The sequence below is a fragment of the Anoxybacillus sp. J5B_2022 genome (assembly GCF_026847645.1).
GTDB lineage: Bacteria > Bacillota > Bacilli > Bacillales > Anoxybacillaceae > Anoxybacteroides.
The window spans coordinates 22,600-46,841 of sequence record NZ_JAPSMC010000013.1; the positions used below are offsets into that span (position 1 = coordinate 22,600).

Annotated in this window: 16 protein-coding genes; 12 read left to right on the forward strand and 4 right to left on the reverse strand. The window is 44.2% G+C overall.

What is annotated here, in order from left to right:
• Positions 1 to 145 precede the first annotated feature (145 nt).
• The 9 genes from M4I42_RS05635 to M4I42_RS05675 all read left to right on the forward strand — a co-directional run bounded on the left by M4I42_RS05635 (position 146) and on the right by M4I42_RS05675 (position 12,466).
• Complete coding sequence (locus M4I42_RS05635) at positions 146 to 1,351, forward strand: MFS transporter (RefSeq protein WP_268851253.1); 1,206 nt, start codon at positions 146 to 148, stop codon at positions 1,349 to 1,351.
• Between the two features lie 510 nt (positions 1,352 to 1,861).
• Complete coding sequence (locus tag M4I42_RS05640) at positions 1,862 to 3,151, forward strand: FAD-binding oxidoreductase (protein ID WP_268851285.1); 1,290 nt, start codon at positions 1,862 to 1,864, stop codon at positions 3,149 to 3,151.
• A 1-nt stretch (position 3,152) separates the two neighbouring features.
• Positions 3,153 to 4,511 carry a (Fe-S)-binding protein gene (locus M4I42_RS05645; RefSeq protein ID WP_268851254.1) on the forward strand — a complete coding sequence of 453 codons (1,359 nt, stop codon included), beginning with the start codon at positions 3,153 to 3,155 and terminating at the stop codon, positions 4,509 to 4,511.
• Positions 4,508 to 5,944 (forward strand): FAD-linked oxidase C-terminal domain-containing protein, encoded by a 1,437-nt coding sequence (locus M4I42_RS05650; RefSeq protein WP_268851255.1) that lies wholly within the window; start codon positions 4,508 to 4,510, stop codon positions 5,942 to 5,944. Before M4I42_RS05645 ends, M4I42_RS05650 begins: the two co-directional genes overlap by 4 nt.
• 116 nt (positions 5,945 to 6,060) lie before the next feature.
• Entirely contained in the window at positions 6,061 to 8,244 is a 2,184-nt protein-coding gene (locus M4I42_RS05655; protein ID WP_268851256.1) for a malate synthase G, read from the forward strand.
• 206 nt (positions 8,245 to 8,450) lie between these two features.
• Positions 8,451 to 9,650, forward strand: coding sequence for an NAD(P)-dependent malic enzyme (locus M4I42_RS05660; RefSeq protein WP_268851257.1), 1,200 nt, complete (start codon positions 8,451 to 8,453; stop codon positions 9,648 to 9,650).
• Positions 9,651 to 9,675: 25 nt separating this feature from the next.
• Complete coding sequence (locus M4I42_RS05665) at positions 9,676 to 10,455, forward strand: fumarylacetoacetate hydrolase family protein (protein WP_268851258.1); 780 nt, start codon at positions 9,676 to 9,678, stop codon at positions 10,453 to 10,455.
• Positions 10,456 to 10,550: 95 nt separating this feature from the next.
• Positions 10,551 to 11,321, forward strand: coding sequence for an IclR family transcriptional regulator (locus M4I42_RS05670; protein ID WP_268851259.1), 771 nt, complete (start codon positions 10,551 to 10,553; stop codon positions 11,319 to 11,321).
• Positions 11,322 to 11,446: 125 nt separating this feature from the next.
• The gene (locus M4I42_RS05675) at positions 11,447 to 12,466 is read left to right on the forward strand and encodes an NADPH:quinone oxidoreductase family protein (RefSeq protein WP_268851260.1); all 1,020 of its coding nucleotides are present in this window, start codon (positions 11,447 to 11,449) and stop codon (positions 12,464 to 12,466) included.
• 63 nt (positions 12,467 to 12,529) lie between these two features.
• Here M4I42_RS05675 and M4I42_RS05680 read toward each other — a convergent pair whose 3' ends face one another.
• The gene (locus M4I42_RS05680; RefSeq protein ID WP_268851261.1) at positions 12,530 to 13,432 is read right to left on the reverse strand and encodes a LysR family transcriptional regulator; all 903 of its coding nucleotides are present in this window, start codon (positions 13,430 to 13,432) and stop codon (positions 12,530 to 12,532) included.
• Positions 13,433 to 13,563: 131 nt separating this feature from the next.
• On the opposite strand from M4I42_RS05680, the gene gltB reads away from it, so the two are divergent.
• Complete coding sequence (gene gltB / locus M4I42_RS05685) at positions 13,564 to 18,123, forward strand: glutamate synthase large subunit (RefSeq protein ID WP_268851262.1); 4,560 nt, start codon at positions 13,564 to 13,566, stop codon at positions 18,121 to 18,123.
• Positions 18,124 to 18,163: 40 nt separating this feature from the next.
• Positions 18,164 to 19,645 carry a glutamate synthase subunit beta gene (locus M4I42_RS05690; RefSeq protein ID WP_268851263.1) on the forward strand — a complete coding sequence of 494 codons (1,482 nt, stop codon included), beginning with the start codon at positions 18,164 to 18,166 and terminating at the stop codon, positions 19,643 to 19,645.
• Positions 19,646 to 20,096: 451 nt separating this feature from the next.
• Here M4I42_RS05690 and M4I42_RS05695 read toward each other — a convergent pair whose 3' ends face one another.
• From M4I42_RS05695 to M4I42_RS05705, 3 genes are all read right to left on the reverse strand, one after another.
• Positions 20,097 to 20,462, reverse strand: a complete 366-nt coding sequence (locus tag M4I42_RS05695; protein ID WP_268851264.1) for a rhodanese-like domain-containing protein — start codon at positions 20,460 to 20,462, stop codon at positions 20,097 to 20,099.
• 11 nt (positions 20,463 to 20,473) lie between these two features.
• Entirely contained in the window at positions 20,474 to 21,034 is a 561-nt protein-coding gene (locus tag M4I42_RS05700; RefSeq protein ID WP_268851265.1) for a class I SAM-dependent methyltransferase, read from the reverse strand.
• A 578-nt stretch (positions 21,035 to 21,612) separates the two neighbouring features.
• Complete coding sequence (locus M4I42_RS05705) at positions 21,613 to 22,164, reverse strand: hypothetical protein (RefSeq protein WP_268851266.1); 552 nt, start codon at positions 22,162 to 22,164, stop codon at positions 21,613 to 21,615.
• 461 nt (positions 22,165 to 22,625) lie between these two features.
• Here M4I42_RS05705 and M4I42_RS05710 point away from each other — a divergent pair, with 461 nt between their 5' ends.
• Complete coding sequence (locus M4I42_RS05710; RefSeq protein ID WP_268851267.1) at positions 22,626 to 24,212, forward strand: PucR family transcriptional regulator; 1,587 nt, start codon at positions 22,626 to 22,628, stop codon at positions 24,210 to 24,212.
• Positions 24,213 to 24,242: the final 30 nt, after the last annotated feature.

Below are 24,242 nucleotides of genomic sequence, written 5' to 3' on the forward strand. Positions count from 1 at the left end.
CGCTGTCTAGATTATGATGAGCGCTGCCGCTAAGCCTACTTAGCGGGTGTTTTTCTTTTTGCGCACGAAAAGCAAAAAAATTGCAACATTTGAAAAAAGGATTATAATGTAAATATTCCATTCATTTTGTAGGGAGAGGGAAACAATGCAAGTAAATGTAGAACAGGCCGCGCGTATCCGCACGACAGTGTACCCGATTTTAATTGCGATTAGCGTCGGCCATTTGTTGAATGATGCGATGCAAGCCGTCGTCCCCGCACTTTTTCCGATTTTGGAATCATCGATGAAATTGTCGTATACGCAAATCGGCTGGATTGCTTTTACGCTTAATATGACTTCATCGGTGCTACAGCCGGTCGTCGGCTTATTTTCTGACCGCCATCCTTCGCCGCATTTTTTGCCGCTTGGTATGGGCGCAAGTTTATTAGGGATGATTGGTTTAGCATTTGCGCCGCACTTTTTCTTTGTTTTATTAGCGGTTCTTTTCATCGGCTTAGGTTCTGCAGTGTTTCATCCGGAAGGGTCGCGCGTCGTTTATTTTGCGGCAGGGGAAAAGCGAGGGCTTGCTCAGTCGATTTATCAAGTTGGCGGCAATACAGGGAACGCGCTAGCACCGCTGTTTACGGCGCTTATTTTCGTGCCATTTGGACAAAAAGGAGCTAGCTGGTTTGCACTTGTCGCGATGGTTGGAATGATTGTGCTATTTCGGGTATCAAAATGGTATGCAGGCAAGTTGGAGCAAGCAGCGCGCACCCGCAAAGAAAAAAGCGAAGCAACCACTGACAAAGCTACACGTAATCGGGTTGTTTTTGCTTTATTGCTTTTAATCTTTTTAGTATTTGCCCGTTCATGGTATTACGCTGGCATTTCGAACTATTATCAATTTTATTTAATAAAGTATTACGGCATTTCTATCCGAGAAGCGCAGCTGTACTTATTTGTTTTTATGATTGCCGGAGCGATTGGAACGTTTTTTGGGGGTCCACTTGCCGATCGGTTTGGAAGACGGAATTTAATGTTAGCTTCGACGCTTGGCACCGCGCCGTTTGCACTCATTCTTCCGTATCTTCCGCTTGGACTTGTTTTGCCGATTGTTTTTATCGCCGGGTTTGTTTTATCTTCTAGTTTTTCCACCTTTGTCGTCTATGCCCAAGAATTGCTTCCGGGAAATGTCGGTATGGCTTCAGGATTGATTGTTGGCCTTGCATTTGGCATGGGTGCGCTTGGGGCGGTAGTGCTTGGGAAAATTGCTGACGTATATACGTTAAAATCGCTGATGATTATGTGCAGCTTTCTTCCACTACTCGGTATTTTAACGTTCTGGCTTCCGAAAGACCGTCGTGTTAGATAAGCCTCTTTCACGCAACTATATAAGTTGCAATAAAGAATTTCCGATTTTTTGTTTCCGTTTTCATCTAAATACAAACCGATATGATATAACGTGGTGAAGTGATCCGCTGGATGTAAAACAAAATTTCAACTTATATATACGCAAGTTCTGAACAAGGTACGACGTTTTTAATTACACTTCCTTGTACTACGATAGAAACGGCAAGCCCGCTCGTAATCGCTTGCCGTTTTTCATGAAGGAGTGAATGCTGTGCTTGATATAAAAAATATAGATTGATTGTTTTGTAAATTCTAAAAATTCGTTGAAAAATAGAAAAATAGATGTTTTAATAATACATATAGGAAGGTGATGTGAGACGCGTTATTTTGTTTTGGTTGCAGCTTTCGTAGTGTAGTGATGTGCGAAAATGTATATTTTTTTCTTCGTAATAAGAAACATTGTTTCTTATTACGAAACAAAAAGGAGGGGTGACTGTTGCTCACGGCAGAATTGGCAGCTGAATTAAAAGCGATGTTTCCAGAAATACAAGTGGAAGAGCAAGACGTTCATCCGCTTGGCAATGGCGGAAAAGTAGCGGTTTATCCGCAATCGGAAGAAGCCATTTCTAAAATCGTGAAATATGCTCATCAAAACGGAAAAAAGATCGCCATTATCGGCGGCGGGACGAAACGCGGATTTGGCGGTTTGGTCGAATGTGCAGATATTTTGCTTTCATTGGCGAATTACAGCGGAATTGTAGAACATGCGGTAGCTGATATGGTCGTCACCGTTAAATCAGGTACCCCGTTTCAACAATTACAAGATTATTTAGCTGAGTATAATCAAAAAGTGGCATTGGATCCTGCGTGGCCGCAATACGCAACGGTTGGCGGTGTCATTGCCGCGAATGAAAGCGGTCCTAAACGGCTTGGTTATGGTTCTGCTCGAGACAGCGTGATCGGGTTACGAACCGTTTATCCGGACGGAACGGTCATTCGCTCAGGCGGCAAAGTGGTAAAAAACGTGGCCGGCTACGATATGAACAAGTTATTTATTGGATCGATGGGAACGCTCGGGATTTTATCGGAGGTGACGATTAAACTCCGTCCGCTACCGAAATATGAAAGCCTTGTGTTGCTATCATTCCAAACAGGGGATATTGATAGCATTCGTTCATTTGCGGTGCAATTTTTGGATTCGATGATGGAGCCTGTTTGTTTAGAACTGTTAAATCCATCTTTGGCGGAACGGCTTGTTGGGCAACGCGCTTATACGTTAGCGATCGGTTTTGAAGATGTTGAAAGCGCTGTCCACTACCAAGAAGAATTTGTTCAACGCATCCAACCGCCTAATACAACGATTGCGATTTTTTCACCGCAAGAAGCTCGGTCGTTCTGGAATACGTTTTATCAAATCGGTCCGAATGGTGCCAACATGAAAGAGGACGGAAATACAGTTGTCGAAGCTGTGGTTAAAATCGGGGTCGTCAACCTTGATGTGCTCCATATTTTGCGGGAGAGCGAATTGTTGCAAGATGTTTGTCATGTAAACATCGAAGCGCACGGTGGGCTCGCGCATGGACTGTGTCAAGTGTATATAAAAGGTGCTGCCGAATCGGTCACTGCTGCAATTGAACAACTGCGAGCGACAGCGGTACAGCGAAAAGGATATGCGATCGTCAAGCATTTACCGCTTTCTTTGCGCCGTACGATCGACGTTTGGGGAGGAAAACCGTCCTACTTCTTTTTGCTAGAAGGAATTAAAACGAAAATCGACCCGAATCGAATTTTAAACGACCAACGGTTTGTAGGGGGGATCTAACATGAGTTTGCGGGAAAGTGATATCAAGCAAGGACCGGTGTGTACGCCAGGCAGTTTAGGAAATTATTTATGGAACGATTTGCCGGATCCGAACAAATGGGCGGATTGCGTCCATTGCGGCATGTGTTTAGAGTCGTGCCCAACATATGAACAGACGGGGCAAGAGCAACATTCGCCGCGTGGACGGGTGCATCTAATGAAATCGGTAGCGGAAGGCAAACTCGAAATCAATGAAGACTTTATCGATCCGATTTTTGCATGCTTAGATTGCCGTGCGTGTACAACCGCTTGCCCTGCCGATGTCGATGTCGGTGGTCTTATTGAAGAAGTGCGAGGGCAAATTCGCCAGGCGATTCCGTTAACCGGATGGAAAGCATTCGTTAGCAAGTTTTTCTTGCAAGGAGTGTTTCCACATCCAACCCGCCTGCATGCGTTAGGGAATTTGTTGAAACTGTACCAAAAAAGCGGATTGCAAAAATTAGCGCGCAAAACGAAGCTTATTCATATTATGCCGCAGCATTTAGCAGATATGGAAGCGATTTTGCCGGAAATAAGCGAGCCAGTGCGGAAAAAATATAAACATGTCAATGTCATTAAGGCAAAAGGGGAAACAAAGCATACGGTCGCATTATTGACAGGATGTGTCATGGATGTGATGTTTAGCGATATTAATGAAGCGACGATCCGCGTGTTGACGAGAAATGGAAATGATGTGGTCATTCCGCAAAATCAAACGTGCTGCGGGGCGCTGCATGTGCATGCCGGTGACAGGGAAACAGGCCGGGAACTTGCAAAACAAAATATCGAAGCGTTTCAGCATGTCGATCGCGTCATTGTCAACGCGGCTGGCTGCGGTTGTATGTTAAAAGAGTATCCGGAATTGTTCCGTAATGATCCGGTATGGCATGAAAAAGCGGAGGAGTTTTCACGGAAAGTAGAAGATATTTCAAAATATTTGTACGACACAGGATATGAAATACCGAAAGCACAGCTAAATACGCGCATTACGTACCACGATGCATGCCATTTGGCGCATGGTCAAGGAATACGTCAAGAACCGCGTGCCATTTTATCGAGCATTCCTGGGGTAGAAATGGTGTATATGCCGAACGCCGACCGATGCTGTGGCAGTGCCGGTATTTACAATATCACCCATCCGGAGATGGCAGGTGCGGTGCTGAAAAGCAAAATGGAAAACGTTCCTGAAGACGTCGAATTGATTTCAATGGGAAACCCAGGCTGTATGTTGCAAATGGCGATGGGGGTACTTAAGCACGGACGAAATCAAAAAGTCGTGCATACTGTGCAGCTATTGGATTGGGCGTATCAAAAAGAAGAAGGGAAGGAGGACCGTACATGAGGGGAAAAGGCATTCACACGAACGATCCACACATTCAAGCGTTAGCCCGTATCGTTGGCGGCGAGAAATCGATTTTATATAAAAAAGAAGATTTACTTGCCTATGATTGTGACGGATTTACTGTGCATCGCCATTTGCCGAAAGCGGTCGTGTTTCCGAAAAACACCGAAGAAGTGGCGGCTATCGTCAAATATTGTCATGAACACGATTTGCCGTTTCTTGCTCGCGGAGCAGGAACAGGACTAAGCGGAGGAGCGATTCCGTTAAACGGCGAAGTCATTATTAGTTTAGTGCGGATGAAACGCTTGATTAGCGTCGATTTAGAAAACCGTCGTGCAGTTGTTGAACCGGGGTTTGTCAATTTAAAGTTAACCAACTCGATCTCTGATCGAGGATATTACTATGCGCCTGACCCTTCAAGCCAATATTGCTGTACGATCGGCGGCAATGTTGCCGAAAATGCTGGAGGGGCACATTGTTTAAAATATGGCGTCACAACGAACCATATTTTAGGACTGGAAGTCGTGCTACCAAATGGCGAGATTGTCGAGATTGGCGAAAACGGTATTCCTGATCCGCCGGGGTACGATTTGCTTGGATTATTGACTGGCTCGGAAGGGACACTCGGCATCGTTACGAAAATTACGGTGCGCATTTTAAAAAATCCGGAGGCCAAGCAGACGGTGCTTGCCTATTTTGACCGCGTTGCCGATGCAAGCCAAGCCGTTTCCGACATCATTTCCGCCGGAATGGTTCCAGCCGCTTTAGAAATGATGGACCAAACAGCGATTGAAGCGGTGGAAGCAGCCGCGTTTCCCGTAGGCCATCCGAAAGATATTGAAGCATTGCTATTAATTGAGGTGGACGGCATTTCTGCTGGAATTGCTGAACAAATCGAAGCAATTTTGCACATTTGCCGCCAGCGGAACGTTCGCGAAGTAAAAGTGGCGCAAAATGAACAAGAACGGGCAAGATGGTGGGCGAACCGGAAAACCGGATTTGGTGCAATGGGGGCCATTTCGCCGGACTACTTAGTACAAGACGGGGTCATTCCGCGCAGCAAGCTACCGGAAGTATTACAACAAATTCAACAAATCAGTCAAAAATACGGATTGCGCATCGCAAATATTTTCCATGCAGGAGATGGGAATTTGCATCCGCTCGTGCTATTTGACGCAGAAAAACCAGGAGAAACGGAAAAAGCGCTAGCAGCCGGAAGCGAATGTTTACAAGCATGTGCCGCGGTTGGCGGCTCGATTACGGGAGAGCATGGGGTTGGAATCGAGAAAAAAGAAGAAATGCGCTTTATTTTCAATGATGAGGAAATTATCGCACAAACGAATATTCGTGATGTTTTTAACCCGAAAAACTTATTGAATGCTGGAAAGCTGTTCCCAACACCAGGGCGTTGTGTCGAAGTAAAAAAGGGATAAAATCGCCAGAAAATGATTGAAATGACTTTCGCTCCATGATATGATTTTGGTAAATAATTAAGAAACAGTGTTTCGTAATAACAAACAATAAAGAAGGGGAGAAAGGGGAAAAGAGCATGTCAAAGTACGTGAAAGTAGGAAATCTGCAAGTAGCCGAACTATTTTACGAGTTTATGAACAATGAAGTCATTCCGAATAGCGGGGTAGATCGCGATCAGTTTTGGGCGGACTTCGGAACGTTAGTGAAAGATTTAACGCCAAAAAACAAAGCGTTGCTTGCACGCCGTGACGAAATTCAAGAAAAGTTAAATGAATGGCATAGGGAGCACCGCGGAAATATCGACTTTGCGGAATATAAAGCATTTTTAACAGAAATTGGTTATTTAGAGCCGGAAGTGGACGATTTTACGATTACGACAGAAGGAGTCGACGATGAAATCGCCGTTCAAGCCGGACCGCAGCTAGTCGTACCAATTACGAACGCCCGTTATGCACTCAATGCGGCGAACGCTCGCTGGGGCAGCCTTTATGACGCGCTGTACGGAACGGATGCGATCAGTGAAGAAGATGGCGCGGAGCGTGGCAATACGTATAACCCAGTTCGCGGTGAAAAAGTAATCGCTTACGCACGCGAATTTTTAGATCAAGCCGTGCCGTTGAACGGCTACTCTCATAAAGACGCTGTGAAATATGCAGTGGTCGACAGAAAACTAGTTGTTACTGTCCGCGATGGCCATACGGCAACGCTCCAAGACGAAACAAAATTTGTCGGCTATCAAGGAAGAGCGGAAGAGCCGTCAGCACTCTTATTAAAAAATAACGGACTGCACATTGAAATTCAAATAGACCGCGATCATCCGATCGGAAAGACAGACGAAGCGGGGATAAAAGACATTTATTTAGAGGCGGCACTCACAACGATTATGGATTGTGAAGACTCTGTGGCAGCGGTAGATGCGGAAGATAAAGTGCTTGTATATCGCAATTTGCTTGGCTTAATCAAAGGGGATTTAACCGCTACATTTACAAAAGGAAATAAAACGTTGACGCGTGCGCTAAATCCAGATCGCACTTACCAAACGCCAAGCGGTGAAGAAATGACGTTGCCAGGCCGTTCGCTTATGTTCGTCCGCAATGTCGGCCATTTAATGACGAACAATACGGTATTGGACGAAAACGGCGAAGAAGTATACGAGGGAATACTCGATGCGGTTGTGACAAGTTTAATTATGAAACACTCGTTAATCGGCAACAGCCGTTATCCAAACTCGAGAAAAGGTTCCATTTATATCGTCAAACCAAAAATGCACGGTTCTGAGGAAGTGGCGTTTGCCAACGAGCTGTTTGACCGCGTCGAAGATATGCTCGGTTTAAAACGAAACACGATTAAAATCGGTGTCATGGACGAAGAACGTCGCACAACGCTCAACTTAAAAAATTGCATCTATCAAGTGAAAGACCGGATCGTATTTATTAATACCGGCTTCTTAGATCGCACCGGAGATGAAATCCATACGTCAATGGAAGCAGGACCGATGATTCGTAAAAACGATATGAAAACGTCGACATGGCTGCAAGGATATGAGAAATCGAACGTGAGCACCGGTCTTTTTGCCGGCTTCCAAGGCCGTGCGCAAATCGGAAAAGGGATGTGGGCAATGCCGGATATGATGGCAGAAATGCTCAAACAAAAAGGAAGCCAATTACAGGCAGGCGCCAATACGGCATGGGTTCCTTCCCCGACCGCCGCAACGTTGCATGCGCTTCATTATCATCAAATTGATGTGGCAAGCGTACAAAATGAGTTGCGCAAAGAAAAAGGCGATTATCGCGACGACATTTTGCAAATTCCGGTAGCGGTGAATCCGCAATGGACACCGAAAGAAATTCAACAAGAGCTCGATAATAATGCACAAGGTATCCTCGGCTATGTCGTCCGCTGGATCGATCAAGGGATCGGCTGCTCAAAAGTGCCGGATATTAACAATATTGGGTTGATGGAAGACCGTGCAACATTGCGCATCTCAAGCCAGCATATTGCCAACTGGTTGCATCACGGCATTTGCACGAAAGAACAAGTGCTCGAAACGTTGAAGCGGATGGCGAAAGTCGTGGATGAACAAAACGCCGGCGATCCGGCATATCGTCCGATGGCACCAGATTATGAAAACTCGGTGGCGTTCCAAGCGGCATGCGATCTTGTATTCAAAGGTTACGAGCAACCAAACGGCTATACAGAACCGATTTTACACCGCCGCCGTCTAGAAGCAAAAGCGAAGTTTGCTTCTGTTAAACAATAAACGATATTGCGAGGGCATTCTAGTAAAGTAGAATGCCCTTATCATAAAAGAAAGTACAGCGCCCTGATTTTTGGAAAATTTTCAGTCCAAATTTCGTGGTTTAATATTTCGGAATATTCAGATACATTAAACGCTAAAATTCATAAAAAAAGGAGGTGCAAACCCTAGTTACACAAAATACTGTCGGTCAGTAACTAGGTCAGGCTATGCAAAACCTTCGGGAAAAATCGTTAGAATTTCATAAGCAAGCGAAAGGAAAGTTAAGTGTAAACGTGAAAGTGCCGTTAGAAAATGCAAGTGATTTAAGTTTAGCCTATTCCCCGGGGGTAGCAGAGCCGTGTAAAGACATTTATGAGAATCCGGAGAAGATTTATAGCTATACGATGAAAGGAAACTTTGTTGCCGTTGTTTCCGATGGATCTGCTGTATTAGGGTTGGGGAATATTGGGGCTGAAGCATCGCTGCCGGTCATGGAAGGAAAAGCAGCATTATTTAAAGCGTTTGCTGATATCGACGCTGTGCCGCTTTGCATGAACACGAACGATCCAGAACAAATCATTCAAATTGTGAAATCGTTGGAGCCGACTTTTGGCGGGATTAATTTGGAAGATATTGCAGCACCAAATTGTTTTATTATTGAAGAGAGATTAAAAAAGGAAATGAACATTCCGGTGTTTCATGATGACCAGCATGGAACGGCAATTGTCACGGCAGCAGGGCTGTTGAATGCGCTGAAAATTGTAAATAAGCGGCTGGAAGATTGTAAAATTGTTGTCAACGGTGCAGGGGCGGCCGGCATCGCGGTTACAAAACTACTCCTTTATATGGGAGCTGGCGATATTATTTTATGCGATTCCAAAGGAACGATTTTTAAAGGTCGCCCATATGGGATGAATCCGATGAAAGAAGCGCTAGCGGAGATGACGAATAAGCGTGGTGTTCAAGGGTCGCTGCATGACGCCATGAAAGGTGCCGATGTGTTTATCGGGGTTTCGGTGGCTGGTGCGGTGACACCGGAAATGGTGCAATCGATGAATGAAGGTGCGATTGTGTTTGCGATGGCCAATCCGACCCCAGAAATCATGCCTGAAGCAGCGAAGGCTGCCGGAGCTGCAGTGGTAGGAACAGGGCGTTCGGATTTACCGAACCAAGTAAACAACGTGTTGGCGTTTCCAGGTATTTTTAAAGGTGCATTACGGGTAAGAGCCACAGAGATTAACGAGGAAATGAAGTTAGCGGCTGTATATGCGATTGCGAATTTGATTAGTCCGAACGAGTTGACGAACGATTATGTCATTCCACATCCGCTTGATCGGCGGGTTGTAGAAGCAGTAGCCAATGCGGTGGCTCGCACGGCTGTAAGAACAGGAGTTGCGAGAATTGCCGAACTAGATATAGAGCAATAAAACGTTGTTAGAAAGGGTACTTTTTATGAAATTTGCTCGATTTGTTATTGGTGGGAATGTATGTACAGGTGTGTTGACGGATGATATCATTCGAGAAATATCTGGTGATTTGTTTACAGATTGGGCGTATACGGGAAAAGTATTTCCTAAACAAGACGTTACTTTTCTTGCACCGCTTGTGCCAAATGAAATAATTGGAATTGGTGCAAATTACGTAGCGAAAAAGGAAGATCTCCCTGAAGTGTTGCCCGAAATTCCGGTATTTTTCTTTAAACCGTCTTCATCGGTTATCGGACCTGATGAAGAAATTGTCATTCCAAACGGGATTGAACAAGTCAAATTTGAATCGGAATTAGCTGTTATCATCGGAAAAGAGGCAAAACACGTTTCTGAAGAAGAAGTTCTAGACTATGTATTCGGCTATACGATTGCTAATGATGTGACAGCACCGCAGTTTTTTCATCAAGATGGACATTGGACGATTGGTAAGGCATTCGATACGTTTACACCGCTTGGGCCTGTAATTGAAACAGAGCTTGATCCGTTTAATATACGTGTTACTGCTAGGCTCAACGGAGTTGAAAAACAAAATAGTCCGACGGAATTTATGATTATTTCAATTCGTAAAATGCTCTCCTATCTTACAAACGTGATGACGCTGAAGCCGGGAGATGTCATTTTAACAGGGAGTCCTATTGGAGCTGAACTAGTTGGACCAGGTGACGTTATTGAATGCGAGATAAAGGAAATTGGCACATTGCGAAATACGTTTGTCCTATCTAAAGAATATTCGAAAGTGCTATAAGAAGCCTATTTCAATTTCTTCTTGAACTATACAAAATGCCCGGTGAGAAATGTGTTATAATAACAGTTATGATGTTGTGCAAGGAGTGAACGGGATTGGAAAAAGAGAATATGGTTAAATCGGTTAGCCGGGCGTTGTGGATTATCGAAATCGTCAGCTCGAAAAAAGACGGTTTAGGTGTTACTGAGATTGCAAGGCAGATGGATATTAATAAAAGTTCTGTATACCGTATTTTATCGACGCTTGTTCAACACGGCTATATTGAGCAGGACGAAGAAACAGAACGATATAAACTTGGGTATAAGTTTCTCGAGATGAGTTCAAAACTGCTAGAGTCGATTGATTTACGGGCCGAAGCAAAGCCGTATTTGCGGGAGCTGGAGAAGGCAACAAACGAAGTCGTTCACCTTGTGGTATATGATCAAGGGGAAGTCATTTATATCGAAAAACTGGAAGGAACGGAAACGTTGCGCATGCATTCAAAAGTCGGAAAGCGGGCACCGATGCATTGTACAGCAGTCGGGAAAGCTATTTTGGCTTACTTGCCTTTGCCTGTTGTGCTTGATATTTTGGATCGAAAAGGAATGCCGCAGCATACCGATCAAACGATTACGGACAAAGAAGTGTTTTTGAATGAACTTGCTGCGGTGAGGCAAAAAGGCTACGCGCTTGATTTAGAGGAAAATGAGTACGGGATTCGCTGCATCGCTGTCCCGATTTTTGACCATTCCGGAAACGTCATTGCGGCAGTGAGCGTGTCAGGCCCAACAATCCGCATGACAGACGAGCGGCTCGAACAACTTCAAGCTCACATGCGACACATCGGCCAACAAATCTCGGCAAGGCTTGGATACAGCGAACAATAAAAAATAGCTCGGTATAGGATATGCCGAGCCGTTTTTTGTTATACACTTACATGACAGAAGGTGCAACACTAAGTATAAAATATTTTGCTGCCACAGAACAATTTTGTTATTGTTAAGCTAAGAATATGGAAAAACTTAGAGGGGGATATTGTGTGAACGAATTTCGAGCATTAGTCGTCAACAAAACAGAAACCGATTTTACGGTGAAAGTGCAGACAGTTTCAATGAATGATCTTCCGGAAGGCGATGTCGTCATTCAAGTCGCTTATTCGAGCGTCAATTATAAAGACGGCTTAGCGAGCATTCCTAACGGGAAAATTGTCAAAACGTATCCATTTATTCCAGGGATCGACCTTGCAGGAGTTGTCGTTTCTTCGAAAGACCCTCGCTTTCAAGAAGGGGACGAAGTGATTGCGACAAGCTATGAAATCGGAGTTTCCCATTTCGGTGGTTACAGCGAATACGCTCGTATTCCTAGCGACTGGGTTGTTCCGCTTCCAAAAGGATTGACGTTGAAGGAAGCGATGGTGTTAGGGACAGCTGGATTTACAGCCGCCTTGTCGATTCACCGCTTAGAAGAAAACGGATTGTCTCCCGAAAAAGGCAAAGTGCTCGTCACTGGTGCGACGGGAGGAGTTGGAAGTTTAGCGGTAGCGATGTTGGCTAAACGAGGGTATAACGTCGTTGCTAGTACGGGGAAGGAAACAGAACATGAATATTTGCGCAAGCTTGGTGCGAAAGAAATTCTCTCACGGGAAGAGGTTTGCCTTGAGCAAATTCGACCGTTAGATAAACAATATTGGGCGGCTGCTGTTGACCCAGTTGGTGGGCGAACGCTTGCCACTGTATTGAGCCGCATTCAATATGGTGGATCGGTCGCTGTAAGCGGGCTCACTGGAGGAACCGATGTGCCGACAACGGTATTTCCGTTTATTTTGCGCGGCGTGAATTTGCTTGGCATTGATTCAGTGTACTGTCCGATGGAATTGCGGTTAAAAATTTGGGAGCGTATGGCTAATGATTTGAAACCAGAGCAATTGCTAGATGCCATTGCGCAAGAAATCACTCTCGAACAGTTGCCAGAAGCACTTTCTAACATTTTAAAAGGAAAACTGCGCGGCCGAACGGTTGTCAAGCTGTCGTAATCCATTAAAACGATTGGAACATAGAGAGCCATTTGTAGTACGTTGGCTCTCTTTCACTATCTTTCATCTATATCTTTCTAAAACAGAGAAAAACTGTTTTACAAATTCATAAAATACTTTGACAGACGGAGCGAGGTCGTGTTGATTGGAGATGATGATCCCGACATTTCGCTTCACTTCCGGCATTTCAATCGGAATTTTTACGGTAAAGCGAGGCATTGTATCGTAAAACGTATTTTCAGGAAGCAGTGTGATGCCGATACCGGCAGAAACGAGCCCTTTAATCGCGTCTAAATCTTCGCCTTCCGATGAAATGATCGGGGAAAATCCGGCCTGCCTACATGCATCAAGCACAATTTTATGCAAAATATATCCTTCTGGAAACGTGACAAATGGTTCGTCACGCAGCTCATTTAATGTTAAGCTTTTTCGCTTGGCAAAACGGTGATGGAGCGGCAAAAGCACAGCAAACGATTCGATGAACAAAATCTCTCCTTTAATTTCCTTGTCTTCGGTTGGCACAGGTCCGAGAAAGGCCAAGTCAATTTCCCGTTTTTTCACCGCCTCGATTAAAAATTTATAGGAACCTTGCCGTAAATGAAATTTGACATTCGGATGCTCATCTTTAAAGGCGGAAATGACCATCGGCATCGTATGGCTAGCCAAACTAGTCGGGAAGCCAATTTTAATCGTTCCACGTTCAGGATCTAAATATTCTTCGATTTGCTGCTTGGCATAATCAACCGCTCGCAATACCGTTTCTGCATGCGGTAGAAAATAGCGGCCAACCGGAGTCAGTTTCACATTCCGTCCTTCCCTCTCAAACAACTCAACGCCCAACTCATCTTCTAAATTCGCAATTTGCCGACTGATCGCCGACTGGGCGACATGAAGCATTTCCGCTGCTTCGGAAACGTGCTCTCTTTTGGCTACTTCCACAAAATATTTCAGTTGTCTTAGTTCCACGCGGCCCCCTCCTTTTTATTAATCTCAAAATGAGATTGATTTAATCTTAATTATATATTGTTTATATGAATTTTGAAAACTACAATTACAATTACAGACTTTAACGGTGAAAGGAATGGGGGAGAAGACAGATGAAATACGATGGACTACCGAAAGCGCAAGGTCTCTACCGTCCTGAATTTGAGCATGATGCATGTGGAATCGGTTTATATGCCCATCTAAAAGGGAAGCGATCGCATGATATTGTGAAAAAAGGACTTCATATGCTTCGTCAATTAGAGCACCGCGGCGGACAAGGAAGCGACCCTGAGACGGGAGACGGCGCGGGCATTATGGTGCAAATTCCGCACGAATATTTTCAAGCGGTTTGTGGAGAAATGAAGCTTCCGTCAAAAGGTCGGTATGGCATTGGTATGGTATTTTTACCAGAAAACGAACAAGAACGGACGTATTATGAAAATGAAATTAACCAAATCATTCAACAAGAAGGGCAAACGTTATTAGGATGGAGAACGGTACCTGTTAATATCGAAAAACTTGGAAAACTTGCCAAACAAAGCAAGCCGTTCATTCGTCAAGTGTTTATTGGAGCGAGCGACGATTTGCAAGATACGCTTGCTTTTGAGCGAAAATTGTATGTGATTCGGAAACAAGCGGAAAAGCTGGCGCCAAACAGCGAATTTTATTTCGCAAGCCTTTCGAGCCGTACGATTGTTTATAAAGGATTATTAACGCCAGAGCAGCTCGATGAATTTTACGTTGATCTTCAAGATGAACGTTTTCAATCGGCTTTTGCGCTCGTTCACTCTCGCTTTAGTACGAACACGTTCCCTAGCTGGGAAAGAGCTCACCCAAACCGGTACCTCATTCATAATGGTGAGATTAATACACTCCGGGGCAATGTCAACTGGATGGCGGCTCGGGAAAAGCAATTTGCTTCTGAACTTTTTGGGGACGATTTGCAAAAAATTACCCCAATTTTAGACATGAACGGAAGCGATTCGTCCATTTTAGATAACGCGTTTGAATTTTTCGTGTTGGCTGGGAAAAAATTAGCTCACGCAGCGATGATGCTCATACCGGAACCGTGGTTTTGGGATCGTGAAATGGATGATGAGAAAAAAGCGTTTTACGAGTATCATAGCTGTTTAATGGAGCCTTGGGACGGTCCAACAGCCATTGCATTTACAGACGGAAAACAAATCGGAGCGATTTTGGACCGCAACGGGTTAAGACCGGCACGGTATTATGTCACGAAAGACGATTATATTATTTTCTCATCAGAAGTCGGTGTGATTGACGTTGCTCCGGAAAACGTGCTGTACAAAGACCGCCTAAGCCCTGGAAAAATGTTGCTCATTGATTTGGAACAAGGAAGAATCATTTCCGATGAGGAAATGAAGGCGGAAATCGCCAAAGAAAAGCCGTATCGCAAATGGCTCGACGAACAGATGATATCGCTTGATGATCTTGATATTCCAGAGCAGACAGAGCGAGTGAAGGATGTTACGAAACTACAAAAAGCGTTCGGCTACACATATGAAGACGTGGAAAAAACGATGTTAGCGATGGTACAAGACGGAAAAGATCCGGTCGGCGCGATGGGGAACGATGCACCGCTTGCGGTTTTGTCTGATCGTCCACAAAGCTTGTTTAACTATTTTAAACAATTGTTTGCACAAGTGACGAATCCGCCGATCGATTCGATTCGTGAATATATCGTCACATCAACGATGACGCTGCTCGGAAAAGAAGGAAACATCCTTCATCCGGATGCAACGGCTGCCCGCCGCATTCGTTTAGATTCACCGATTCTTTCAAACGAAGAGCTTGCGGCGTTAAAAGCGAATCCGTATCCGGAGTTCCGCTCTGTCACGATTCCGACATTGTTTACGGATGATTTAAAAGAAGCGCTCGATCAACTTTGCCAGGCAGCTGACCGGGCGATGGAAGACGGTGCAGTGCTTCTTGTCTTGTCTGACCGCGGTGTAGACGATAAGCACGTAGCGATTCCGACATTGCTTGCGGTTAGTGCCCTTCATCAATATTTGATCCGAAAAGGGACGCGCACGAATGCCAGCATTATTGCCGAATGCGGTGAAGCGCGGGAAGTTCACCATTTCGCTGCGTTAATCGGATACGGTGCGGATGCTGTCAATCCGTATTTAGCGCTTGAAACGATTCGGAATGCTGTAGAGAAAGAAACGGTTTCGCTCACGTATGAAGAGGCGGTGAGCAAATATAAAAAAGCAGTCACAGATGGCGTAGTAAAAGTCATGTCAAAAATGGGCATTTCCACCGTGCAAAGCTATCGTGGCGCGCAAATTTTTGAAGCGGTCGGTATCGGAGAAGACGTCATCGAACAATATTTCACCGGAACGGCTTCGCAAATTGGCGGAATTGGTTTAAACGAGATTGCCAAAGAAGCAAAAATGCGCCATGAGGCGGCGTTCCAAACGACATATCCGGATGAAACGTTAGATTCCGGCAGCGAGTTTCAATGGAGAAGAAACGGAGAACATCATGCCTTCAATCCGAAGACGATTCATATGCTCCAATGGGCGTGCCGGAAAAATGATTATCAGCTCTTTAAGCAATATTCAAAACTAGCTAATGAAGAAAGTTTAACGTTTTTGCGAAATTTGTTTGAGTTTGATGAAACGAGAAAACCGATTCCGCTTGAAGAAGTAGAACCGGTAGAATCGATTGTGCGCCGCTTTAAAACAGGAGCGATGTCCTACGGTTCGATCAGCCAAGAAGCTCATGAAGCGCTTGCGATTGCGATGAACCGCATCGGCGGAAAAAGCAACAGCGGCGAAGGTGGAGAAGATCCGAGCCGTTACGTTCCAGACGAAAACGGAGACTTCCGCAGAAGTGCGATTAAGCAAGTCGCTTCTGGCCGTTTTGGTGTAAAAAGCCATTATTTAGTGAACGCCGATGAACTGCAAATTAAAATGGCGCAAGGGGCAAAGCCTGGCGAAGGAGGGCAACTGCCTGGTAATAAAGTCTATCCTTGGGTAGGAAAAGTGCGCGGTTCTACGCCTGGCGTTGAATTAATTTCACCGCCTCCGCACCATGATATTTATTCGATTGAAGATTTAGCACAACTCATTTACGATTTAAAAAATGCCAATCGAAATGCGCGCATTAGCGTAAAGCTTGTATCCAAGGCAGGCGTTGGAACGATTGCCGCTGGCGTAGCGAAAGGTGCTGCGGACATCATCGTCATTAGTGGCTATGACGGCGGTACAGGAGCGTCGCCGAAGACGAGTATTAAACATGCGGGACTTCCATGGGAGCTCGGCCTTGCCGAAACGCATCAAACGTTAATGTTGAACGGCTTGCGCGACCGCGTCGTGTTGGAAACGGACGGTAAGCTGATGACAGGCAGAGATGTCGTGATGGCTGCGTTGTTCGGTGCGGAAGAATTCGGGTTTGCGACGGCACCGCTTGTCGTGCTAGGTTGCGTCATGATGCGCGTGTGCCACTTGGATACATGTCCTGTCGGCGTTGCGACGCAAAATCCGGAATTGCGCGAGAAATTTATGGGCAAACCGGGGCACGTTGTGAATTTTATGTATTTTGTCGCTCAAGAAGTTCGGGAAATCATGGCGCAGCTCGGATTCCGGACGGTGGAAGAAATGGTGGGAAGAGTCGACGTATTAAAGGTGAGCGAGCGGGCGAAACAACATTGGAAAGCAAAGCATTTAGATTTATCCCGCTTGTTGTATCAAGTGAATGGCGTACGCACATTCTCTCGTCCGCAACATCATAAAATCGAAGAATCGCTTGATTACAATGAACTTTTACCAGCTGTCGCTCCAGCGTTAGAGCACATGGAAAAAGTGGAGCTGCATCTTGATATTCGCAATGTGAATCGTACGGTCGGCGCGATTGTCGGAAGCGAAATTTCGAAGCGTTACGGAGAAGAGGGGCTTCCGGAAGATACGATTCGCCTTCATTTCAAAGGTTCTGCCGGTCAAAGCTTTGCCGCATTCGTGCCAAAAGGAATGACGATGACTCTTGTCGGCGATGCGAATGATTACATCGGCAAAGGGCTTTCTGGAGGAAAAGTAATCGTCCTTCCGCCTGAAGAAGCGTCTTTTGCTTCAGGTGATAACGTGATTATTGGGAATGTGGCGTTTTATGGAGCGACATCCGGGGAAGCATACATTCGCGGACGTGCGGGCGAAAGATTTTGCGTCAGAAACAGTGGGGTAAATGCCGTTGTCGAAGGAGTAGGCGATCACGGCTGTGAATATATGACGGGAGGCCGCGTCGTCATTCTCGGATCTGTCGGCAAAAACTTTGCGGCAGGGATGTCTGGCGGTATCGCCTATGTGTTAGCTGACAATGAAGAGCAATTTGCGCGGACAGCGAACCGGGAGATGGTGCTGTTCGAATCGCTTGAAGATGAACAGGAAATCAGAGAAGTGTATGAAATGATTTCGAAGCACTATCAATATACAGGAAGTCCGAAAGCGGCTCATATATTGGCACATTGGGATCAGTTCGTCAGAAAATTTGTCAAAGTAATTCCAAGAAACTATAAATTGATGATCGAAACGATCGAGAAAATGGAGCGTTCCGGTTTGTCAAAAGAAAAAGCGGTGTTTGCCGCATTTGAAACCGTTGCGAAACAAAAAAAAGCGATAACAAACGAACCGAAGCTAGAAGCGGTCGCGAAATAAGCGGCCGCCTTCACACAGCGGAAGAGGAGGGAGACCGACAATGGGAAAAGCGACAGGGTTTATCGAATATGCGCGCGAAGAAGAAGTGAAACGTAAACCGCTTTCCCGCCTTGGTGATTGGAAGGAATATACGTTGCCGTTTTCCGATGAAACGCTTGCCAGACAAGGTGCCCGCTGTATGGACTGCGGGACTCCTTTCTGTCATATGGGGATGGAATTGAACGGTTTAACATCTGGCTGTCCGATTCATAATTTAATTCCTGAATGGAACGATTTAGTGTATCGCGGCAGATGGAAAGAGGCATTAGATCGCCTTTTAAAAACGAACAATTTCCCAGAATTTACAGGAAGAGTTTGTCCGGCTCCATGCGAAGGTTCCTGTACGGTAGCGATTTCTGATCCGGCGGTCGCCATTAAAGGCATTGAGCGGGCGATTATTGATAAAGGATTTGCGGAAGGATGGATTCAACCGAGAATTCCAAAAAAGCGAACGGGGAAAAAGGTGGCGATTGTCGGATCAGGGCCTGCCGGTCTTGCTTGCGCCGATCAATTGAATCAAGCCGGGCATTCGGTAACGGTCTATGAACGGGCTGACCGCATTGGTGGGTTATTGATGTATGGCATTCCAAATATGAAACTTGAAAAAGAAGTGATTGAGCGGAGAGTCCGTCTGTTAGAGGAAGAAGGAATTTCATTTGTGACAAATACGGAAATCGGAAAAGATATTACCGCAGAAGAACTCCGTTCACAATATGATGCCGTTGTATTATGCACAGGCGCACAAAAACAACGTGATCTTGTTATTGAAGGAAGAGAATTAGATGGCATACACTTTGCTATGGACTATTTAACGGCTGTAACGAAGAGTTTGCTTGATTCGAACTTTAAAGATGGGAATTTTATTGATGCGAAAGATAAGCATGTGATCGTTATTGGTGGTGGTGATACAGGAGCGGATTGTGTCGCTACGGCGCTAAGACAAAAATGCAAAAGCGTCGTTCAATTCGGCAAGCACCCTGCACTGCCGGAGAAGCGGACAGAGGATAACCCTTGGCCGCAATTTCCGCTCATTTTCACGCTCGATTATGCGTATGAAGAAGCAAAGGCCAAATTCGGTGACGATCCTCGCCAATATTGCATTCAAACGAAAAAAATTGTCGGGGACGAAAACGGAAAAGTAAAAGAGCTTCATACGATTCAAATGGAAAAAACGGTCGATGAAAGCGGTAAAGTGACGTTTAAAGAAATCCCTGGAACGGAAAAAATTTGGCCTTGTGATCTTGTATTTATTGCCATCGGTTTTGAAGGACCAGAACAGCCTGTTTTAGAGCAGTTCGGTGTAGAAACCGTAAACAAGAAAATAAAAGCTCCTTACGGAAAATATACAACAAATGTAGAAGGGGTTTTTGCAGCAGGGGATGCAAGAAGAGGTCAAAGCTTAGTCGTATGGGCTATTCACGAAGGACGGGAAGCAGCGAGAGAAGTAGACCGCTTCTTAATGGGAACGACGAATTTGCCGTAAACATGCGTTTTATGATTTGGTAAGAGAGAAGAGGGAGAAGTTCTCCCTCTTGTTTTTGTTGCCATGCTAAAACATTTCGTTCGTTTCCCAAGGCTCAACAATGGCGTATGCTGTTTGTGGGTCAAATCCTCTACCGATTAAATAAGTCGTGGCGGTGGCTTCTGTTCATGCATGTTCATAAGAAGTCGCTTGTGCTTCTTTCAGATCATATTTCACGAAAGGTTCAATGCTGTTTATGAGGGTAAAGAGGCTGTTTGATTTGTTGATGCGCCGACATTTCGGACTGTGGATATTGCAGGAATGATTGCGGTTGGTAATAAGGCATAGGATACATGTTTTTCCTTCCCTTCTTTTGATATAGTATGTTTCGCATCGTTTCGTGTACTAAATATTATGCCTACGGAAGGAAAAACCGAGACGAACAGCGCATGTCACTGTTCGTCTCGGTTTTTTATTGTTCAATTGCACCTTTCCACTCATTCATGCCACCGCTCATATTGTATACGTGGAAAAATCCTTCTTTGACGAGGATGTTGCTTGCCTGTGTAGACCGGTTTCCAGAACGGCAAACGATTAAATAGGACTTGTTTTTATCCAGTTCATGGAGCTTGTTTTGCAGTTGTTGCAACGGGATTAACTTTGCGTTTGGAATATGCCCGGATGTAAATTCTTCTTCTGTTCTTACATCAATGACTTCGACTTTTCCATCGGCAATCATTTTTTCAGCTTCATCGACAGATACGTCTATGTAACCGGATTTCGTAGAACAACCAGTCGCTAGCAGTAAGCTAATTAAAAAAAGAGCAAATTTTTTCATGAGCAGCTTCCTCATTTCGCTATCAGAACATAAAATGATGAGTGTAGATGAAGTGCTTCGACAGTAAATCCGTGTGACTTTACCACTTGTGCTAGCGTGTTTGAACCAATTCGCTCGTGAAGCGGAGGCCCCATCTCTGATTGGACAGCTTCCCATTCGATAATATATAACGTTCCGTTTGGTTTTAAAATCCGTTTGATTTCTGCGAATGTTTTGTCTAAATGTGGAACTTCATGCAACACGAACGCTGCTAGCGCTTTATCGATCGAGTGGTCTTCTAAACGAATATTGTCCAAACTGCTTTCAACCAACTCAATATTTCTTAGTTGTTGTTCATCAGCACGCTGTTTCAATAACTGCAGCATTTTTGGTTCGATGTCTACCGCATATACCTTTTGTGACCGAGCAGCCATAGGCAAAGTGAAAAAGCCGTTGCCTGCGCCTAAGTCAGCGATGACATCCTCTTTTTGAATGCCGAATTCCTCGATCCGCTTCTCGGGCTGCAACAATTCGTAGCGAGCCGGTTGCAGCAAACGATCCGCTTTGTTTACGTGAAATCGATGTCCACTCATCTCTTGTCCCTCCTTTTATACCCTAACAAGTATATTACACGATATTTGTTTTAGATTCAATGAATGAAATCATTGACTATGGAATTTCTGATATTGTAAAAGAGTGGAAATATGATGAATAAACGTTGGCTGGCGCTGTCTGTAGGGTCTTTTTTTATGGGAATATGGCTGGCTATTCATAACGGTTCAGCGCTTTCTTTAGATGAAGCGTTATGAAAATACTTTCGCACGTGGAGATGGTTGGATACTTTCGCCGTGTTAGGATCAAAGCTGGCGATCGGTATTTGTAGTATTGCTCTCGTTTTGTTTTTATGAGAAAACGGGAATGGATGTGCAACAACGCGCACATTATTGCATACGTTCGATCAGCAAAACAGGAGATGCATTGTTAGAAAAAATGAGTGATCGATAGAGAATAGCGATCGGGCATTCCCGAATGTTTTTATGAAAAACAAATGGGGTGCTAGTTGATTGACCGCGAATGAATGAGAGTATACAGGTCATTAACGTTTTCGATGGTTGTCTAGCACCACGGCAAAAATATCTTTTGAACGTGGAAAATGATGACGAAATTTTTGTTAAACAGATCTTCTTTTTTTCAATGTGCGAATAGCTACTTCATGTTCACCTAAAAGTTCGTAAATCGATTTATGGCTTTCAAGAAGTTCATGTAATAACTCTGTATTTTTTTCCACTTTCCCGTGAAGTTTGTGCATATCCATGCTTAATGCCTCTAGTTTTGCATCTGTTTCATCTTGCCGATGCATAAGCGCCTGAACGAGCGCATATAATTCTTCTTGTCCAGCCTGCAAAGATTTTTGAGTTGTTTCTAATTTTGTTTGTCTTTCTTCCAACCGCGTTTGCCTTTCTTCGAGTCGAGTGAAAGATTGCTCGAGCCGTGTTTGCCTTTCTTCGAGTCGAGCGAAAGATTGCTCAAGCCGTGTTTGTCTTTCTTCGAGTCGAGCGAAAGATTGCTCAAGCCGTGTTTGTCTTTCTTCGAGTCGAGCGAAAGATTGCTCGAGCCGTGTTTGTCTTTCTTCCAATCGTTTTTGTCCAGCTTCAAGCGACTCCACTTTTGTTTTGACAACATTGAGCGTATCAAGAATTTGCTGAAGAAGCTGCTCCGTCATCCCATTTCACCTCCTGTTCATCGATTATTTACGACTTAATATTATATCATGAAATGGCAACTAGATGTATAAAAAAGATGATTACAGGATTTTACACATTGATAAGCCAATATTTAAGAAACGAATGAAGATGAATGGTCGTGGAGTTTTTTACAAGCAAAAGATGGCGCGTTCCTGTGTGAAGTGACGATCGATGAGGACAACGGCAAATACGAGCGGGGAAGTATTCAATACACCGTAAGAACTAGTGCACTAGATTATAGCGAATTGGAGCAGTGACGATTTTCAAGACCAGGAACAATTCGAGTTGATGATGAAGGAAATACAAATCTATATTTCGATTAATCAATAGTTGAAAAAGGGAACAGGAATAATTCACCGATGCCTTTTTTCCCTTAGCAGGAATCCATGATTTTGCAATGAATAATTATTATAAAGGGATCGGTAAAGGGGGGGAAGGAATGCACGAACATTTTCAATTTACCGTTTTCGATGTGTTGAAAAGGAAGCATTTTGAACACACTCAAATAATAGCAGGCCATCAAGGGTTAAATCGAACGGTGAAATGGGTGCATGTCGTAGAAGTCACCAAAATTAATAAACTGTTAAATGGGAAAGAATTGATTTTGTCTACTGGCGTAGGCTGGAAGGAGAACGAATCGCTGTTTCTCTCTTTTTTGCAGCAGCTGATTGAATGTGACGCCTCTGGATTGTGCATCGAAATAGGGACTTACACTTCTTCTATTCCGCAAGAAGTGATTCGGCTGGCTGATGAACACCACTTCCCGCTCATTCTCTTTTTAAAAGAAGTTCCGTTTGTGGAAATTACCCAAGATATTCATACATATTTGATTAGCCAGCATTATCAAATGATCTCGAATTTAGAAGCATACTCTCAGCAACTGAACAAAAAATTGTTGTCGATTGACCACTATCATGAAATTTTGAAGTTTTTGCACCATTATTTAGGTCATCAAGTGATTTTCCGAATCAATGGAAAAGAAGCGGAGTTTGTACCGGAATGCCCGGGTAAAAAGAAAATGCAGCTGCTTGAGCATTTAGCACAGCCATCTAAACAGGCTGCTTCTCAATCGATTCAACTTTTTAGCAACGAATACGCAGAGTTATCCATCGTTTCGCTACAGCAAGAAATAAACGAATTTGCCCTTCTTATTTTAGATAGGACCGCGACCGCTATTGCTCAACATTTGTTGCGCGATTTATATGTCGAAGAAAAAAAGCGAATGCAAGAACAAGAATGGCTAAAAGGCTGGTTAGAAGGAGAACATAGCATTCAAGCGATTTCTGACTATTTAGCAGACCATGACCCAGAATTAAAACCAAAAGGCGGATGTGTCAGCATTTGCAAATTCAAATCGTTGAAACAACACACTAATCTTGATCTCACATATTTTAAATTGTTATTTCGAACGATTTTTGAACAACAAGGGTTTTATATATTTTCTGTCGATCTACGCAACAGCATCATTTTTATTATGTTGAACAAACGTAGTATAAAAACATGGAAAACACGCATGCAAGAAGGCTTTCAACGTTTAATGGAATCAGATTTTATTCGCACGAAAAAAGAGCCATGTTTTTTATTCGGTGTCGGGAAATTTGTCGAAAACCTCTCTCTTATTAATAAAAGCTATCAAACTGCCCTTGAAACGAATAAAATTCAACATCATCTCGGGAAAAAAGCCACGAGCTGCTTTTATGAAGACTTGCATACGGCGCGAATTATTTCCTTAATTCATCAATACGGTGATTTGCACGAAATCGTCATGGAATATTTAGAACCGGTGATTCAATATGACAAAAAGCATAATGGCCAATTAATGGAGACGCTAAAAGTGTATTTAGCGTGCAATGGTTCGAAAAAAGAAACGGCCGAACGATTATTTGTCGTGAGGCAAACGCTCTATCATCGCATTCAAAAGCTACAGCAGTTATTAGGAGCGGATTTTATGAAGCCGGAAAAGCGGTTAGCGATTGAATTGATGATTCAGGCATATGAATATTTAGCAGCAAGCCGTGAGCAATAGCACTCTTCTACAAAAAAGTAGGAGAGTTTT

Excerpts from the sequence above, each read along its gene's own strand:
- M4I42_RS05635 (WP_268851253.1), top strand. The coding sequence starts at position 146 with ATGCAAGTAAATGTAGAACAGGCCGCGCGTATCCGCACGACAGTGTAC.
- M4I42_RS05640 (WP_268851285.1), top strand. The coding sequence starts at position 1,862 with ATGTTTCCAGAAATACAAGTGGAAGAGCAAGACGTTCATCCGCTTGGC.
- M4I42_RS05645 (WP_268851254.1), top strand. The coding sequence starts at position 3,153 with ATGAGTTTGCGGGAAAGTGATATCAAGCAAGGACCGGTGTGTACGCCA.
- M4I42_RS05650 (WP_268851255.1), top strand. The coding sequence starts at position 4,508 with ATGAGGGGAAAAGGCATTCACACGAACGATCCACACATTCAAGCGTTA.
- M4I42_RS05655 (WP_268851256.1), top strand. The coding sequence starts at position 6,061 with ATGTCAAAGTACGTGAAAGTAGGAAATCTGCAAGTAGCCGAACTATTT.
- M4I42_RS05660 (WP_268851257.1), top strand. The coding sequence starts at position 8,451 with ATGCAAAACCTTCGGGAAAAATCGTTAGAATTTCATAAGCAAGCGAAA.
- M4I42_RS05665 (WP_268851258.1), top strand. The coding sequence starts at position 9,676 with ATGAAATTTGCTCGATTTGTTATTGGTGGGAATGTATGTACAGGTGTG.
- M4I42_RS05675 (WP_268851260.1), top strand. The coding sequence starts at position 11,447 with ATGGAAAAACTTAGAGGGGGATATTGTGTGAACGAATTTCGAGCATTA.
- gltB (WP_268851262.1), top strand. The coding sequence starts at position 13,564 with ATGAAATACGATGGACTACCGAAAGCGCAAGGTCTCTACCGTCCTGAA.
- M4I42_RS05690 (WP_268851263.1), top strand. The coding sequence starts at position 18,164 with ATGGGAAAAGCGACAGGGTTTATCGAATATGCGCGCGAAGAAGAAGTG.
- M4I42_RS05695 (WP_268851264.1), bottom strand. The coding sequence starts at position 20,462 with ATGAAAAAATTTGCTCTTTTTTTAATTAGCTTACTGCTAGCGACTGGT.
- M4I42_RS05700 (WP_268851265.1), bottom strand. The coding sequence starts at position 21,034 with ATGAGTGGACATCGATTTCACGTAAACAAAGCGGATCGTTTGCTGCAA.
- M4I42_RS05705 (WP_268851266.1), bottom strand. The coding sequence starts at position 22,164 with ATGACGGAGCAGCTTCTTCAGCAAATTCTTGATACGCTCAATGTTGTC.
- M4I42_RS05710 (WP_268851267.1), top strand. The coding sequence starts at position 22,626 with ATGCACGAACATTTTCAATTTACCGTTTTCGATGTGTTGAAAAGGAAG.